General features: G+C 33.8%; 16 protein-coding genes and 1 pseudogene. 16 read left to right on the forward strand and 1 reads right to left on the reverse strand.

The genetic code is table 11. The features are described 5' to 3' along the window. The first annotated feature begins 29 nt into the window (after positions 1 to 29). The 7 genes from ACPWTF_RS02915 to ACPWTF_RS02945 all read left to right on the forward strand — a co-directional run bounded on the left by ACPWTF_RS02915 (position 30) and on the right by ACPWTF_RS02945 (position 4,800). Positions 30 to 491 (forward strand): hypothetical protein, encoded by a 462-nt coding sequence (locus tag ACPWTF_RS02915; protein ID WP_427874326.1) that lies wholly within the window; start codon positions 30 to 32, stop codon positions 489 to 491. Between the two features lie 232 nt (positions 492 to 723). Further along, positions 724 to 1,329 carry a Crp/Fnr family transcriptional regulator gene (locus tag ACPWTF_RS02920; RefSeq protein ID WP_427874327.1) on the forward strand — a complete coding sequence of 202 codons (606 nt, stop codon included), beginning with the start codon at positions 724 to 726 and terminating at the stop codon, positions 1,327 to 1,329. A 75-nt stretch (positions 1,330 to 1,404) separates the two neighbouring features. Then, positions 1,405 to 2,136: a GNAT family N-acetyltransferase gene (locus ACPWTF_RS02925; protein ID WP_427874328.1), complete on the forward strand. Its 732-nt coding sequence runs from the start codon at positions 1,405 to 1,407 to the stop codon at positions 2,134 to 2,136. A gap of 875 nt (positions 2,137 to 3,011) precedes the next feature. After that, positions 3,012 to 3,392 (forward strand): DoxX family protein, encoded by a 381-nt coding sequence (locus ACPWTF_RS02930; RefSeq protein ID WP_095931610.1) that lies wholly within the window; start codon positions 3,012 to 3,014, stop codon positions 3,390 to 3,392. 13 nt (positions 3,393 to 3,405) lie between these two features. Continuing rightward, positions 3,406 to 3,615, forward strand: coding sequence for a hypothetical protein (locus ACPWTF_RS02935; protein WP_379801489.1), 210 nt, complete (start codon positions 3,406 to 3,408; stop codon positions 3,613 to 3,615). Positions 3,616 to 3,796: 181 nt separating this feature from the next. Continuing rightward, on the forward strand, positions 3,797 to 4,303 hold the full coding sequence (locus ACPWTF_RS02940; RefSeq protein ID WP_427874329.1) for a DinB family protein: 507 nt from the start codon (positions 3,797 to 3,799) through the stop codon (positions 4,301 to 4,303). 29 nt (positions 4,304 to 4,332) lie between these two features. Next, complete coding sequence (locus ACPWTF_RS02945) at positions 4,333 to 4,800, forward strand: DUF1440 domain-containing protein (RefSeq protein WP_427874330.1); 468 nt, start codon at positions 4,333 to 4,335, stop codon at positions 4,798 to 4,800. 158 nt (positions 4,801 to 4,958) lie between these two features. On the opposite strand, the gene ACPWTF_RS02950 is transcribed toward ACPWTF_RS02945, so the two are convergent. Further along, on the reverse strand, positions 4,959 to 5,120 hold the full coding sequence (locus tag ACPWTF_RS02950) for a DUF1328 family protein (RefSeq protein ID WP_008467744.1): 162 nt from the start codon (positions 5,118 to 5,120) through the stop codon (positions 4,959 to 4,961). Between the two features lie 273 nt (positions 5,121 to 5,393). On the opposite strand from ACPWTF_RS02950, the gene ACPWTF_RS02955 reads away from it, so the two are divergent. From ACPWTF_RS02955 to ACPWTF_RS02995, 9 genes and pseudogenes are all read left to right on the forward strand, one after another. Then, positions 5,394 to 5,561, forward strand: a complete 168-nt coding sequence (locus ACPWTF_RS02955) for a hypothetical protein (RefSeq protein WP_427874331.1) — start codon at positions 5,394 to 5,396, stop codon at positions 5,559 to 5,561. A 30-nt stretch (positions 5,562 to 5,591) separates the two neighbouring features. Continuing rightward, positions 5,592 to 6,449, forward strand: a pseudogene (locus ACPWTF_RS02960) (pesticidal protein Cry7Aa); the annotation flags it as partial. Continuing rightward, complete coding sequence (locus tag ACPWTF_RS02965) at positions 6,430 to 8,091, forward strand: glycosyltransferase (protein ID WP_427874332.1); 1,662 nt, start codon at positions 6,430 to 6,432, stop codon at positions 8,089 to 8,091. The pseudogene ACPWTF_RS02960 and the gene ACPWTF_RS02965, both read left to right, overlap by 20 nt. Then, positions 8,069 to 8,701, forward strand: coding sequence for a hypothetical protein (locus ACPWTF_RS02970; protein WP_427874333.1), 633 nt, complete (start codon positions 8,069 to 8,071; stop codon positions 8,699 to 8,701). Before ACPWTF_RS02965 ends, ACPWTF_RS02970 begins: the two co-directional genes overlap by 23 nt. A gap of 264 nt (positions 8,702 to 8,965) precedes the next feature. Next, the gene (locus ACPWTF_RS02975) at positions 8,966 to 9,724 is read left to right on the forward strand and encodes an MlaE family ABC transporter permease (RefSeq protein WP_250836507.1); all 759 of its coding nucleotides are present in this window, start codon (positions 8,966 to 8,968) and stop codon (positions 9,722 to 9,724) included. Between the two features lie 4 nt (positions 9,725 to 9,728). Next, positions 9,729 to 10,505 carry an ABC transporter ATP-binding protein gene (locus ACPWTF_RS02980; RefSeq protein ID WP_371611641.1) on the forward strand — a complete coding sequence of 259 codons (777 nt, stop codon included), beginning with the start codon at positions 9,729 to 9,731 and terminating at the stop codon, positions 10,503 to 10,505. 23 nt (positions 10,506 to 10,528) lie between these two features. Then, entirely contained in the window at positions 10,529 to 11,461 is a 933-nt protein-coding gene (locus ACPWTF_RS02985) for an MlaD family protein (protein ID WP_427874334.1), read from the forward strand. Between the two features lie 84 nt (positions 11,462 to 11,545). Further along, entirely contained in the window at positions 11,546 to 13,993 is a 2,448-nt protein-coding gene (locus tag ACPWTF_RS02990; protein WP_427874335.1) for an AsmA family protein, read from the forward strand. Continuing rightward, positions 13,942 to 14,364, forward strand: a complete 423-nt coding sequence (locus tag ACPWTF_RS02995; RefSeq protein ID WP_427874336.1) for a hypothetical protein — start codon at positions 13,942 to 13,944, stop codon at positions 14,362 to 14,364. The genes ACPWTF_RS02990 and ACPWTF_RS02995 overlap by 52 nt, the downstream gene beginning before the upstream one ends. The last annotated feature ends 1 nt before the right edge of the window (position 14,365 follow it).

The following is a 14,365-nucleotide window of genomic DNA, read 5'->3' on the forward strand; positions in this document are numbered from 1 at the left end:
GAAAATATCAATTAAACAAATTTAAACTAATGAAGAAAATAGCATTTTTTGCGCTTTTAGCTTTACTATTTACAAGTTGCAAACAAAACAGTTCAGAACAAGAATTAGAATCAGCTAAAACCCAAGCTGATACTATTACCGTAGCCAAAAAAGAAATAAAAGAGGAAAGTCCAGAAGAAGGAGATTGTAAAGATATAGAAGTTGAAATGGGATCTGGAAGAGAATGTATTCTAAAGGATACAGATATTAACCAGGTTTACCAAAATATCATTAAAAATAAAGAAGTAGATGAGTCAGAGTACTATTTGACCACTCTTCCAACAGAAAAAAAATCTATTGAAGTAAATAAAGACGGATTAATGTCTATTGATTATGAAATAACTAAAAACAAAGTAGCGATTACGATGAATTATGCAGGTGGTGTAACCGAAGTGACGCTAGAAAAAATAGATAATACAGTTAAAAGAAGTATTTATCATTATGCTGATTAATGCTAATAATTACTATTCTTTTGAGAAACCGCTATAAAGCTTTTTGTTTTTTTAGCGGTTTTTTTTATTTGCCACAAAGGCGCTAAGTCTCAAAGATTTCTCTATGCTGATCATTAATTTTCAGTTTCTTTTTTATTCGAAAACATTTATAAAAATAATTCGTGGAAATTTGTGAAATTCGTGGCAACAAAAACTTTGTGTCCTAACGCCTTCGCTGCAAACCCTAAAAAAAATGACTTTCAATAAAGAAACATACCTAAATAATCTAAAACAGACTATTGAAAGCTATTATCCTATTTCCGAAAAATCTTGGAAACTAATTGAAAGTATCACCAGTTTTCAAACGCTTAAAAAAGGAGAATCACTATTACGAAATGGAGAAATTGCCAAAAATCTTCATTTTATTGCAAAAGGAGTTTTGCGAGCTTTTATAACCGATGAAGAAGGAAATTTCTATAACAAAAACCTCTTTCTCGAAAATTATCTTGCGGGTTCTAAAGTTTCATTGATGCTTCAAACACCTTCCAATTTTACTATCGAAGCTTTAGAAGATTCCATTGTAATCAATATCAATTATAAAAAATACATGGAATTCATTAACGAAACCGACGATCTTAAAAACTTCTATATCGCTCACTTAGAAAGGCATTGGATTATCGAAAAAGAACAAAGAGAAGTCGCACTCGTTATGCAAAATGCCACAGAAAGATATATCACACTTCTTGAAAAACATCCTGACCTAGCAGATCGTGTTCCGCTATTGCACATTGCATCGCATTTAGGCATTACTCCAACGCAGTTAAGCCGAATTAGAAAAAGTCTAGAAAAAGATTTGTAAATCAACATATGTAAAGGTTTTTCAGGAAAGCTAGTTTTATCTTTGTTTTAGATTTAAATTCGATATCCAAAAAAAATGAAAAATACAGATCTCATCAAAGACAATATTGACAATCTTACCACACTTTGGAAAACTGTTGCAACTCCTCTCCTTTCTTATCATAAAAATGATCCATTCCAATTCAGTCAAATAAAAAATTCAGGCTGGCCCAATAGATTATGGTTTCGAGAAGATATTACCGAAGAAAACTTTCCGCAGATTATGGAAATCATGGAGAAAAATCCAGGTTTGGTTATTCCATACTGGGATATTTTTGGCAGCAATTCAAAATCATTTTTTGAAAAAAACGGCTTTAATATCCGTATTCAGCTTGTAGCAATGGCTTTAAAATTAGGTGGAAAATTTCCTCTTCAAAGCAACCTTGCTTTCAAAAGAGTTCTAAATGAAGAAGATTCCAAAACCTGGTCAGATATTTATCCGCTATCTTTTAGTTATGTTATTAGCAAAGAAACACTGGTTCATAATTATGAAAATGTCAAATTTTATTTGGTGCATTTTGAAGGAAAAGCGATTGGAACACTGACACTTTTTCAAACCGGAGAAACAATGGGAATTCACGGCGTTGGTGTTATTCCAGAAATGCGCAAAAGAGGTTTTGCAGAAGAAATCATGAAATTCGCCATCAACGAAGCCATTGATGCCAATTGTGAATATGCACAACTACAAGCTTCTGCTTTAGGAAAAGGCATTTATACCAGATTAGGTTTTGAGGATTTGTTTACTATTACGAATTACCAACTGAGTTAAATTCCAAATTTTAAAATCCAAATTCCAATTTATCAGCAAATTAATTCTCTCGCAAAGACGCGAAGTCGCAAAGTTTACTTTTTTAAGTTATTTTTCTTTGCGACTTCGCGTCTTTGTGTGAGCTATTTTTATTGAATTTTAATTATTATTCTTCATTTTTTAATGTCATGCTGAGCGAAGTCGAAGCACTCGCACAGTTAATCACACTTAATAGATTCAGCATGCGATCCTTCGACTTCGCTCAGGAAGACAATACTTTGTCGAGCTACTTGCGAAGATCCCTCGTTCCTCGGGATGACAAACTAGACTGGTTATTTTGCAAGAAATACTTCTCACCCATTTTTTCCTCATTTAATGTCATGCTGAGCGAAGTCGAAGCACTCGCACAGTTAAGCACACTAAATAGATTCAGCATGCGATCCTTCGACTTCGCTCAGGAAGACAATACTTTGTCGAGCTACTTGCGGAGATCCCTCGTTCCTCGGGATGACAAACTGAATTACTTTGCAAATACTTCTCACCCATTTTTTTCCTCATTTAATGTCATGCTGAGCGAAGTCGAAGCACTCGCACAGTTAAGCACACTAAATAGATTCAGCATGCGATCCTTCGACTTCGCTCAGGAAGACACTAAAAACCTGTAACCCTTTGTAGCTTTGAACCTTTAAACTTTGAGACTCCGCGCCTTTGCGAGAACTATTTTCAATCTAAAATCCATATTCTATATTCTATATTCTAAAATCTACATTCTAAAATCCAAAATCAAAATCTTGTCCCAAATGCCCCCAAAATAGTCATAAATAGGTATTTCATGAAAAAATAAGAATAGTATATTTGTAATACATTAACTAACAACCATTTAAAACAAATACCCAATGAAAACAACAAAAATTATTTTTTGGACTACTACTATTTTAATCTTTCTATTCGAAGGCGTTATGCCAGCCTTAACCTCTCAAACTGAATTGGCCAAGGAAGGAATCAAACATCTAGGATATCCAGAGTATTTTGGAAATGCATTAGTTGTATTTAAAATTCTCGGAGTTTTAGCTTTAATTATTCCACAAGTTCCGGGACGAATAAAAGAATGGGCGTATGCAGGATTTGCTTTCGATTTTATTTTTGCTTCGATAAGTCATTTTGCGGTAGACGGAATCGGTTTTCAAGGATTCTTCCCTCTAATCGTTTTTGCCGTTTTAATTGTATCGTATGTAACATATCATAGAATACATCGTTATAAAAACATAGCACTCTAACAACCAAAACTTTATGATTGAAGTTTTTAAAACAAATGTTCAAGAAGCTACTCAATGTTCGATCATCATTGAGAAGCTTCTTGAGCATTATCCAGACAGCTCGATCAACTTCGATTTAGAAGATTGCGACAAAATCCTCCGTATTCATGCACCCGATTTTTCGAATACAAAAATTATCGATATTTTAAATTCGCACGGTTACTTCTGCGAAGCCCTTCCTTAAAAAATTAACACTTCTCAAATACTTGATTTATAGTATTTTAATATTTTTTATTGTATATTTGAAAGAGTACCAGTTTCCCTAATTCTATAAATTAAATTTCACAGATAATGTACTGAGGTTTTATAATAAACCAATCGGTAAACATAAACTGTCGAATTTTCTATTTCTAAAATTAAAAAAAATGAAGAGCGCTATTCAAAATACCATACTGGAAACCTACACTAAATTGCACGATTTAGTTTCCTCTTTTTCAAAAGAAGAAATCAACATTGTTCCGTTTGAAGGGAGCTGGACTGCTGGTCAAACCACACAGCATATTATTCTGGCCTGCTCTGGTTTGACTATGCTTTTTGCAGGAAAAACAGAAAAAACAACTAGAGAACCTGATGAAAACGTAAAAGCTCTAGACGCTATATTTTTAGACTTCGCTACCAAATACCAATCACCCGAAAATATAAAGCCCCCAGATATAGAATATGAAAAAGGTACTCTGTTAGCTTCTATCAAAAAAATACAAAATGATTTGTTTGAAGCAGCAGAAACATACGATTTAACGCTTACTTGTCTGGACGCTAAAATACCTGGATTTGAACATTTCACCATTTATGAATGGCTTCATTTTGCCATTGTACATACGCAGAGACATACGCATCAGTTACAATCGATTTACGAATACATTAAAAAATAATAGAGCAGTATTTAACTAAAACTATTTTTATGAGATCAAAAGTTAGAACCATTGTTTCATCTGGTTTAGTTGCAGGAACATTAGACATCACTGCCGCTATTTTGATTTATGCAGGAATATTACATAAAACAACAGCAGAAAAAATTTTACAATCTATTGCAAGCGGTATTTTTAAAAAAGAAGCCTACACGGCAGGTACAGAAATGACTTTTGTGGGTTTAGGACTTCATTTCTTAATTGCTTTTATTTTTGCCTGGTTTTATTTTAAGATTTTCCCTTATATCCCATTTTTTAAAATAAATACTTTACTGTCGGGAGTCTCATACGGGTTCTTTATTTGGGTCATCATGAATCTTGTTGTTCTGCCCATTGTATTTCCTGTTTTACCAGAAAAGAAATTAGACTTTCCCCTTTTATTATCAATTATAATCGTAATTTGCTGCGTAGGAATACCAATTGCTTTTATAACGAGAAAGTATTACGCTAAATGGTATTAGAAAAAGTGACAAAGGCCCAAAGGTTAAAAACTTTGAAGCTTTGGTACTTTGAACCTCTGAACCTTTATAAAAAATGGCATTAAAAAAAAGGTCGAAAGTGACAAAGGCTCAAAGGCAAAACTTTGCTACTCTGAACCTTTGAACCTTTATAAAAAAAATTAAACTTTTCTTCTTCCTGTAATTAATGAAATGATAAACAGGACTAAAAAAATGAAGAATAAAACTTTTGCAATGCTTGCAGCTCCAGCAGCAATACCGCCAAAACCAAAAATTCCAGCTATAATAGCAAGAATTATAAATATAACTGTCCAACGTAACATAGTAGTGATTTTTTAAGTTCTTAATATGACTGTTTTATAAGCCTTTTTTGTTTGATTCAAAGTTCTCTTATTCTTACAAATCTTATTAACTCTATACGCTTAATTATTATCCCTATAAAATTAAACTAAAGCTAGAGCACACAACAGTTTCACTATTATTTGCAAGCCTTACAGAATTACCATGTTTAAGCTTTTGAGTTAATTTTTTGATCGATTGGATTAATTGCCGCTTCTATACTAAAGTAATTTTAGATAAAATTTTTAACCATAACGATGGAAGCTACAAAACATGGAGTCATTTTAGAAAAAACAGATCGAACTTTTGAAGAATTAGGTGTTTTAAATCCTGCAATTTATCAAGACGAAAATACTGTTCACATGTTTTACAGAGCTGCAAAAAGAGGGAATTTTTCGACCATTGGTTACTGCCGTTTTGAATGACTAACCACTTTAGTCGAAAGAAATTCACAGCCCATTTTTGTACCAGATTATATTTATGAAATTCATGGTGTAGAAGATCCGAGGATTACCAAGATTGACGATAGGTTTTACATGACTTATGTTACTTATGACGGAATTAACGCCTGTGCTGCATTGGCAGTTTCAAAAGATTTAAAAGTTTTTAAAAAGAAAGGAATTATAACGCCAAAATTTATGCTTCACGAATTTACAAATTTGATTCGTAAGCATTTACAGAATCCAAGTATCGCTAAGATTTTGGCTTTTAATACCGAAAGAAATTATCCGCTGACAGAAACTATGAAAGAGAATCTGTTTGTTTGGGATAAAAATGTAGTTCTTTTTCCGAAAAAATTCAATGGAAAATTTGTTGCCTTGCATCGTATATTTCCATCGATTCAGATTTTTTCGTTTGAAAAGAAATCAGAATTAACAGAAGATTTTTGGAAAAACTATTTAAAAAATCTTCCAGATTACATTGTAATGGAACCTAAATATGATCACGAAACAAGTCATATTGGTTCAGGAGCCCCGCCAATAGAAACAGCAGATGGCTGGCTTTTAATTTATCATGCTGCCGAAAGAAGAGAAAAAGGATTGGTTTATCATGCCGCCGCTGTTTTACTGGATTTAGAAGATCCTTCAAAAGTTATAGCACGACTGCCTAAACCCATTATTACTCCTTCTGAATATTATGAAAGACATGGTTATGTCAATTATGTGGTTTTCCCGACAGGAACAGCCATTTTTGACGGCCAACTATATATTTACTATGGCGCTGCCGATGATAAGATTGCGGTAGCCTCCTTGAACCTGAACGAGTTATTAACCGAGCTAAAAAAGAATTCTCATGAAGACAATATCAAATAAATCAAAAATAGTTTTTTTATCTACTTTTCCGCCAACACAATGCGGCATAGCAACTTATACGCAAGATACCATAAAAGGAATTACAGACGTTTACGGTAAATCTATAAAATGTGAAATATGCGAACTGGTTAATGAACCAAAGGAGCATCCGACACAGGCCTATACCTTAAACACAAAAAATAAAGCAGAATATGCTAAAGTAGCAGAAGAAATCAATAAGGATGAAGCTGTGAAACTAGTTCATATTCAGCATGAATTTGGTTTGTTTTCAGGAAATTACGGAGATGATCTTTTAGAGTTTTTAAATGTTATTAAAGCCCCTGTTACTTATACTTTTCATAGTGTAATTCCGAATCCGAATGACGAATTGAGAACATTCGTAAAGCTATTGTTGAGCTACAGCAATTCGGTTTTTGTAATGACTAATAAATCTAAAGAAATTCTAATTAAAGACTATGAAATTGATGAAGAAATAATTACTTGCGTACCCCACGGAACTCATATTGTAATATATGAAACTCCAGAAAAGGCAAAAGAAAAATTAAATATTCAGGACAGATTAGTACTTTCAACTTTCGGCCTTTTGGGTGAAGGTAAAAATATAGAAACAGGCTTACAGGCTCTACCAAAAATTATCGAAAAGGCTCCAAATGCTTTATATCTAATTATTGGAAAAACACACCCTAATTTAATAAAAGACGGTGTCGATACTTACAGAGACAAATTAGAAGGCATAGTGAAAGAATTGAACCTTCAGGATAATGTTCGTTTTGTCAATCAATATTTAGATACAGATGCACTTTTAGAATATCTACAAGCAACAGATATTTATATGTTTACATCCAAAGACCCGAATCAGGCAGTAAGCGGCACTTTTGCTTATGCAATGAGTTGCGCATGTCCGATTGTAGCTTCCAAAATTCCGCATACCAAAGAAGTATTAACTCCAGATTCTGGTATTTTAGTTGATATTGGAAATGTCGATCAGTTTGCTGAGGCCGCAATTAAATTGATCGGCGATGAGAATTTGAGACATGAAATGGGCATCAATTCTTTTACAAAAATGCGTGCCTCTTCTTGGGAAAATGCTGCAATAACTCATATGAATACGTATAAAAACCTGATCAAAAATCCGTCAGAAATAAAATACAGCTATCCTCCTATTCAGTTAAAACATATCAAAAAACTAACTACAGAATTAGGAATTATTCAGTTCAGTAAAATTTCTATTCCAGATTTAGATTCAGGATATACTTTAGATGATAATGCAAGAGCTTTAATTGCGTTCTGTATGCATTACAAACAAACTCAGGACAAAGACGATCTAGCTTATATTTTAATATACTTAGATTTTATTCAACGTTGTCAAAAACCAAAAGGAGACTTTATCAATTATGTTGATCAGGAAAACCGCGAACATGTAGAGCAAAATGCTGAAGTAAATTTAGAAGATTCTAATGCAAGAGCCATTTGGGCACTGGGAACTGTAGTCTCTATGTCAGACATTCTTCCTGAAGCTATTACCAAAAAAGCAACAAAATGTTTATTGAACTCTTTAAAATCTAACCGAAACTATTCAGTCGCCACGTTCTATTGGTTTTGCAACAAAAGGTTTGTATTTGTACCATACTACAGTTCCTAATTTATACGTTGCCGCAATCATCAATAAATTGAATGCTAAACTTTTGGCTAACTATGAAGATACCGCAACAGAAGATTGGCAATGGTTTGAAAATTATCTGACTTACGGAAACGGAACTCTACCAGAATCAATGTTGTATGCTTATTTAATTACCAATAAACCAGTGTATAAAAAAGTAGCACTAGATTCATTAGACTTCTTAATTTCTAAAACATTTGTCGATGGAAACTTTAAAGCCATTTCTAACCAAAGCTGGCATCATAAAGGTTCAGAGCCTGATCAATATGGTGAACAGCCCATTGATGTTACTTACACAATTCAAACTTTAAATGCATTTTATAATGCCTTTAAAACACCAGAATATAAAAAGAAAATGAAAGCGGCGTTTAACTGGTTTTTAGGTAAAAATCATTTAAATCAGATTATGTATAATCCTGTAAGCGGCGGGGGTTATGACGGACTTGAGAAACACAATGTAAACTTAAACCAAGGTGCAGAATCGACGGTTTGTTACTTAACTGCAAGATTATTAATGGAAAAACTAGCCATGTCACAATCGCGTGTTATTCCGATACAAAAATCAAGAAGCGGCATTGCTATAAATTTATAAGAAAAAATACTGGAGCTAACCAAATACTTCATTTTTAAACCCTGAAAATCCCTTTCTTAATGAAAGGGATTTTTTGTTTGCGGACACTAACGTCAAAGTGCTTTAATTATTGTGAGCTTATGAAAATTATATAAGGCTGATGAAAAGTTGTGTAATATATTTTAACAAGTATTGAGCTAACTTTCCTATATAATTTAATGATTTGAAAAAAGTGTTAAATAATTGATTTTCATTTCACATCATTCACCTTAAAACCAAAACATTTTGATCGTTGCTATTAAAAATACATTCGCCGAAATTGGAGAGACCACCTTATTCGCCAAAAGGTTTTTTAAGGAGGTTTTTATTCCGCCCTATGAGACCAAGGAGTTTCTAAAACAATGTTATGTTATAGGATACAAATCTCTGCCATTGGTAGCAATTACCGGTTTTATAATGGGATTGGTACTTACACTGCAATCGCGTCCGACGTTGGTAAAATTTGGTGCAGAATCTTGGCTTCCTGGAATGGTGGCGCTTTCGCTGATAAGAGAAATTGCACCCGTAATTACTGCATTGATTTGTGCCGGAAAAATTTCATCTGGAATTGGAGCCGAATTAGGATCAATGAAAGTAACTGAACAGATTGATGCTATGGAAGTTTCTGCCGTTAATCCGTATAACTATTTAGTGGTAACAAGAGTGCTAGCCTGTACGTTGATGGTGCCTCTTTTAGTTTTTTTTGCCGATGCGGTCGGAATCATTGGCGGTTATGTAGGCATTAATATTCATGGCGATGTCAACTTCTATAGATTTTTAACCCAGATCATTCAATCCTTAGAATTCTTAGATCTCTTTCCAGCCACTATTAAAACTTTCTTTTTTGGATTTTTTATAGGAATGATTGGCTGTTATAAAGGTTTTAATGCTTCTAACGGAACAGAAAGTGTGGGTCAGGCTGCCAATTCTGCTGTTGTAACAGCGTCGTTGAGCATTTTTATTATAGATATGGTTGCTGTTCAAATAACCGATTTATTCTTTTAAAATGATGAAAGAAAAACTACATAAAGAACCCAAAACAAAAGAGAAAGATAAAACTCCCATTATCGAGATTAAAGATCTTCATAAAACTTTTGGAAAAGATAATGCCGTTTTAAAGGGCGTAAATCTTACTTTGAATAAAGGCGAAGATTTAGTGGTTTTAGGACGTTCAGGCTCTGGAAAATCAGTCACGATAAAATGTATCGTTGGATTGATTGAGCCAGACAAAGGCGAAATCAAAGTTTTTGATGAAAACGTTCTTAATATTTCAAAAAGCGAGCTGAATGAAATTAGAGTCCGAATCGGATTTTTGTTCCAAAGCGGGGCACTTTACGATTCGATGTCCGTTAGAGAAAATCTCGCTTTTACCTTGACCAAACACAAACGCGATTTAAGCCAAGAAGAAGTTGATAATGAAGTAATGGAAGCATTAGAAAGTGTAGGACTAGCCGATGCCGTTGACAAAATGCCTTCTGAACTTTCGGGCGGTATGAAAAAAAGAATTGGTTTGGCGCGCACGCTAATCTTAAAACCAGAAATTATTTTGTACGATGAACCCACAACAGGTTTGGACACGATAACTTCAAGAGAAATCAGCGAATTGATCTTGGATATTAAACACAAACAAAAAACTTCTTCCATCATTATTACTCACGATATGGCCTGCGCAAAAATGACCGCCGATCGAATTGTAGTTTTAAAAGAAGGAGTTATTCACGCCGAAGGAACATACGAAGAATTAGAAAAAGACGAAGACGAATGGGTACGCTCATTTTTTGAATAAAGCAAAATAAAATAATAGAAATCATGGAAAAGGAATCTGGATATACTTGGAAATTAGGAATGTTTGTAACGATAGGTTTACTGCTTTTTATAATGGCCGTATATTTTATCGGAAAACAGCAAAATCTTTTTGGTTCAACCTTTCATATTAGTTCTCAGTTTAAAACTGTAAGCGGTTTAGAAGTCGGAAATAATGTTCGCTTTTCTGGAATTAATGTTGGAACAGTAGAACAAATTCAGTTAAAAAATGACTCGACAGTACGAGTTGTTTTGGTCATGAAAGAAGAAGTTCGAAAATTCATTAAAACGGACGCCACGGCCAGTATTGGTTCAGATGGTTTAATGGGCGATAAAGTTTTAACCATTTCTCCAGGTGCTAAATCCCAAAAAGAGATTGAAGACAACGGGCAGATTGCTTCTGTTGACGGAATTGAAATGCACGATATAATGAAAAGCGTTAAGAAAAGCGTCGATAATATAGGTGTGATTTCAGACGAAATAGCCATTTTTAGCCACAGCATGAACAACGGAAACGGCGCTTTAGCAAGATTGGTCAAAGATGATAAAATGGCTAACAGCGTTTCGAATACGCTTTCTAATCTAGAAACAGGTACAAAAGGTTTCAGTGAAAATATGGAAGCGGCAAAAAGCAATTTCCTATTTAGAGGCTATTTCAAGAAAAAAGAAAAAGAGAAAAAGAGAAACAAGAAGAAAGAAAAGAGAAACAAGAGGAAAAGAAAGAAAAGCAAGAAGAAGCTAAAAAAGAGAAAGAAGAAAAAGCTGCCAAAGAAAAGGAGCAAAAAGAGAAAGAAGAAAAGCAAAAACAGGAAGACGCTAAAAAGGCAGAAACTAAAAATTAAATTCCAAATTTTTAAACTCCAAATTCCAATTCTCATTTTATGTCTTCCTGAGCGAAGTCGAAGGATCGCATGTTTAATCTATTCTTTGCGTTCTTAGGACGTGTCCTTCGACTTGGCTCAGGAGGACAAATATTTTGAAAAGCCTAGTATATCAAAATTCACAATTCACAATTAAAACTATATGCCAAGTCAATTCAAACATACCGCCTTAAAAGTTTTAAAAATTACTGGAATTACGATTGCGGTAATTTTGTTTTTGCTGTTTATCATTCCGTTGCTATTTCCTGGAAAAATTGCTTCGGAAGTGAAGAAAATTGCCAACGAGCGTCTGGATACCAAATTGGAATTTACAAAATCTAAACTTTCCTTTTTTACGCATTTTCCATCCTTGACTGTTTCGCTAGACGATTTATCGTTAACAGGATCTAAACCTTTCAGCAATGATACTTTATTAAGAGCCGATCAGGTTGCATTTGGAATTGATATCAAAAGGCTACTTTTTGACAACGAAGTTAAAATCAATAAACTGTATGTTTCCGATGCTTTAATAAATGTAATGGTCAACACAAAAGGTCAAGCCAATTATAATATTTATGTAGCACCCGAAGATCGAAACAAAAAAGAAGATCCGAATGCTCCAGAAGAAGGAACAGCAATTCGATTGGAACGCATCGATTTACAAAACTGCCACGTAAAATATAACGACCGTTCGGCAAAGATTCTAGTTGATGCAAAAGGCTTTAATTATATCGGAAAAGGAAATTTGAGCGAAGATATTTTTGACTTGGCAACCGATGCTAAAATTGACGAACTGGATTTTTATTATGATCGAACTGGCTACTTAAGAAAGAAAAAAGTCAGTGCCGATTTAATTACCCGAATCAATACACACGCACTTACTTTTATTTTACAAAAAAATGAACTTCATATCAATAAACTCCCTTTAAAGTTTACTGGTCTTTTTTCCATTTTAAGAGATGGGTATAAAATCAATATTAAAGCGGCTTCAGAGAATACAACGGTAAAAGATTTATTGTCTGTAATGCCACCCGAATATTTAACGTGGCTGGAAAGAACAGAGATTTCAGGACGTAGTGATTTACTGCTCACTTTTAAAGGAAACTATAACGTTCAGAAAAAACAAAAACCAAACTTAGCTTTCAATTTAAAAATTAATGAAGGCTCGGTAAATTATAAAAATGCGCCAGTTCCTTTAACCGATTTCCAAATGGATCTAAATGCTATGCTTCCATCTTTAGATACGGAACAATTGCTGGTTAATTTGAGAACCTTAAAATTTAAAGTGGGCGAAAAAGATTATTTTAGTGCTTATCTTCACAGCAAAGGTTTAAGCGAAATGTCGATTAATGCAAGCGTGAAAGGCGCTTTAGACCTTGCTGTTGTTGATGCTGCTTTAGGATTGGAAAATATGGATTTGAAAGGAATTCTAAAAACCGATATTAAGGCTCGAGGCGTTTTTAGCACAACAAAAAAATTATTTCCAAAAACGATTGGAGGCATTTCTTTGCGAAACGGATGGCTTAAAACAAAATATTATCCCAATCCTATTACCAATATCACTTTTATAGCTAATATGCTGAATAAAGCGGGAACTTATGAGGATTTGATTGTTGCTGTAGCGCCTTTTTCTTTTGTTTTTGAAGGAAATCCGGTTTATGTCAATGCCACTTTATCCGATTTTAGCGATTTGGCTTATAATGCCAAAATTAAAGGCGAACTGAATGTAGGCAGAATCTATCAGGTTTTCTCTCAAAAAGGGCTTGACTTAACAGGCTACGCCAAAGCAGATCTTTCGTTAAAAGGAAAACAAAGTTATGCTACGACGGGTCAGTACGATAAACTGGACAACAGAGGAACATTACTGCTAAAAAACATAAAAGCAACTTCAGAATTATTTCCGAAAGCTTTCTATATCAAACAAGGGAATTTCCGTTTTCAGAATGAAAAAATGTGGTTTGAAAAATTCAATGCTTCGTATGGAAAATCCGATTTTGACATCAACGGTTATCTGCTCAATACCATCAATTATTTCTTAGAATCAAAAGGGACTTTGAGCGGCAATTTCAACTTAAAATCAAAATTGATTAATGTAGATGAATTTATGGCGCTTGAAGAAGGCGAAAATAAAGATCGAAACCTAGAAGTTGAATATGCTAAAGAAGACCATCCGAAAATGAGCGGCGTGGTCATTATTCCAGAAAACCTAAATGTCACTTTAAATGCAAATGCAGACAAAATAGAATTCAATAAATTGACATTTAACAAACTGAATGGAAAAATAGGTGTAAAAAAAGAAGGATTTTACTTAGAAAATATTACCTTTAATATCATTGACTGTGTTTTAGGGATTAATGCATTGTATAAAGACGAGTCTCCGACCTCGGCCCATTTTGATGCTCATTTTACAGCAAAAGACTTTGATGTACAACGAGCTTACAAAGAAATCCCGATGTTTCATGATATGGTTACCGCCGCTGAAAAAGCGCACGGAATAATCTCTGTTGACTATAAAGTAAAAGGAGATTTGAACGGAAATATGGGCCAATTTACGAATCTATGCACGGCGGAGGAACCATTAATTTACGTGATGTTCAAATTAAGGGTCTGAAACTTTTTGACGGAATTAGTTCCAAAACAGGACAAAATGGTTTGAACAATCCTGACATGAAAGGAATTGAAATCAAATCGACTATAGATAAGAATCTTATAAATATTGAGCCATTTACCTTTAGCGTAGCTAGTTTTAGGCCCACTATTAAAGGAACTACAAGCTTTGACGGACTTCTGGATTTAAGAATGCGTTTAGGACTTCCGCTTTTCGGAATTATAGGTTTTCCAATTGTAATTACTGGAACACACGACGCTCCAAAAATTAAAATATTCAGTAAAACAGGACAAGAAATTAATCCGGCTGTTTACGATGAAAAAAACAATAAGGTAATTCGAAAAGAAAAAGTTAGCAAATCCAAAACAAAATAGA

Origin of the sequence: Flavobacterium sp. MMS24-S5 (assembly GCF_050320125.1) — a bacterium.
GTDB lineage: Bacteria > Bacteroidota > Bacteroidia > Flavobacteriales > Flavobacteriaceae > Flavobacterium > Flavobacterium tyrosinilyticum.

What these genes read in the sequence shown, in the direction of transcription:
- ACPWTF_RS02915 (WP_427874326.1), top strand. Translation starts at nt 30, where the DNA reads ATGAAGAAAATAGCATTTTTTGCGCTTTTAGCTTTACTATTTACAAGT.
- ACPWTF_RS02920 (WP_427874327.1), top strand. Translation starts at nt 724, where the DNA reads ATGACTTTCAATAAAGAAACATACCTAAATAATCTAAAACAGACTATT.
- ACPWTF_RS02925 (WP_427874328.1), top strand. Translation starts at nt 1,405, where the DNA reads ATGAAAAATACAGATCTCATCAAAGACAATATTGACAATCTTACCACA.
- ACPWTF_RS02930 (WP_095931610.1), top strand. Translation starts at nt 3,012, where the DNA reads ATGAAAACAACAAAAATTATTTTTTGGACTACTACTATTTTAATCTTT.
- ACPWTF_RS02935 (WP_379801489.1), top strand. Translation starts at nt 3,406, where the DNA reads ATGATTGAAGTTTTTAAAACAAATGTTCAAGAAGCTACTCAATGTTCG.
- ACPWTF_RS02940 (WP_427874329.1), top strand. Translation starts at nt 3,797, where the DNA reads ATGAAGAGCGCTATTCAAAATACCATACTGGAAACCTACACTAAATTG.
- ACPWTF_RS02945 (WP_427874330.1), top strand. Translation starts at nt 4,333, where the DNA reads ATGAGATCAAAAGTTAGAACCATTGTTTCATCTGGTTTAGTTGCAGGA.
- ACPWTF_RS02950 (WP_008467744.1), bottom strand. Translation starts at nt 5,120, where the DNA reads ATGTTACGTTGGACAGTTATATTTATAATTCTTGCTATTATAGCTGGA.
- ACPWTF_RS02955 (WP_427874331.1), top strand. Translation starts at nt 5,394, where the DNA reads ATGGAAGCTACAAAACATGGAGTCATTTTAGAAAAAACAGATCGAACT.
- ACPWTF_RS02965 (WP_427874332.1), top strand. Translation starts at nt 6,430, where the DNA reads ATGAAGACAATATCAAATAAATCAAAAATAGTTTTTTTATCTACTTTT.
- ACPWTF_RS02980 (WP_371611641.1), top strand. Translation starts at nt 9,729, where the DNA reads ATGAAAGAAAAACTACATAAAGAACCCAAAACAAAAGAGAAAGATAAA.
- ACPWTF_RS02985 (WP_427874334.1), top strand. Translation starts at nt 10,529, where the DNA reads ATGGAAAAGGAATCTGGATATACTTGGAAATTAGGAATGTTTGTAACG.
- ACPWTF_RS02990 (WP_427874335.1), top strand. Translation starts at nt 11,546, where the DNA reads ATGCCAAGTCAATTCAAACATACCGCCTTAAAAGTTTTAAAAATTACT.
- ACPWTF_RS02995 (WP_427874336.1), top strand. Translation starts at nt 13,942, where the DNA reads ATGCACGGCGGAGGAACCATTAATTTACGTGATGTTCAAATTAAGGGT.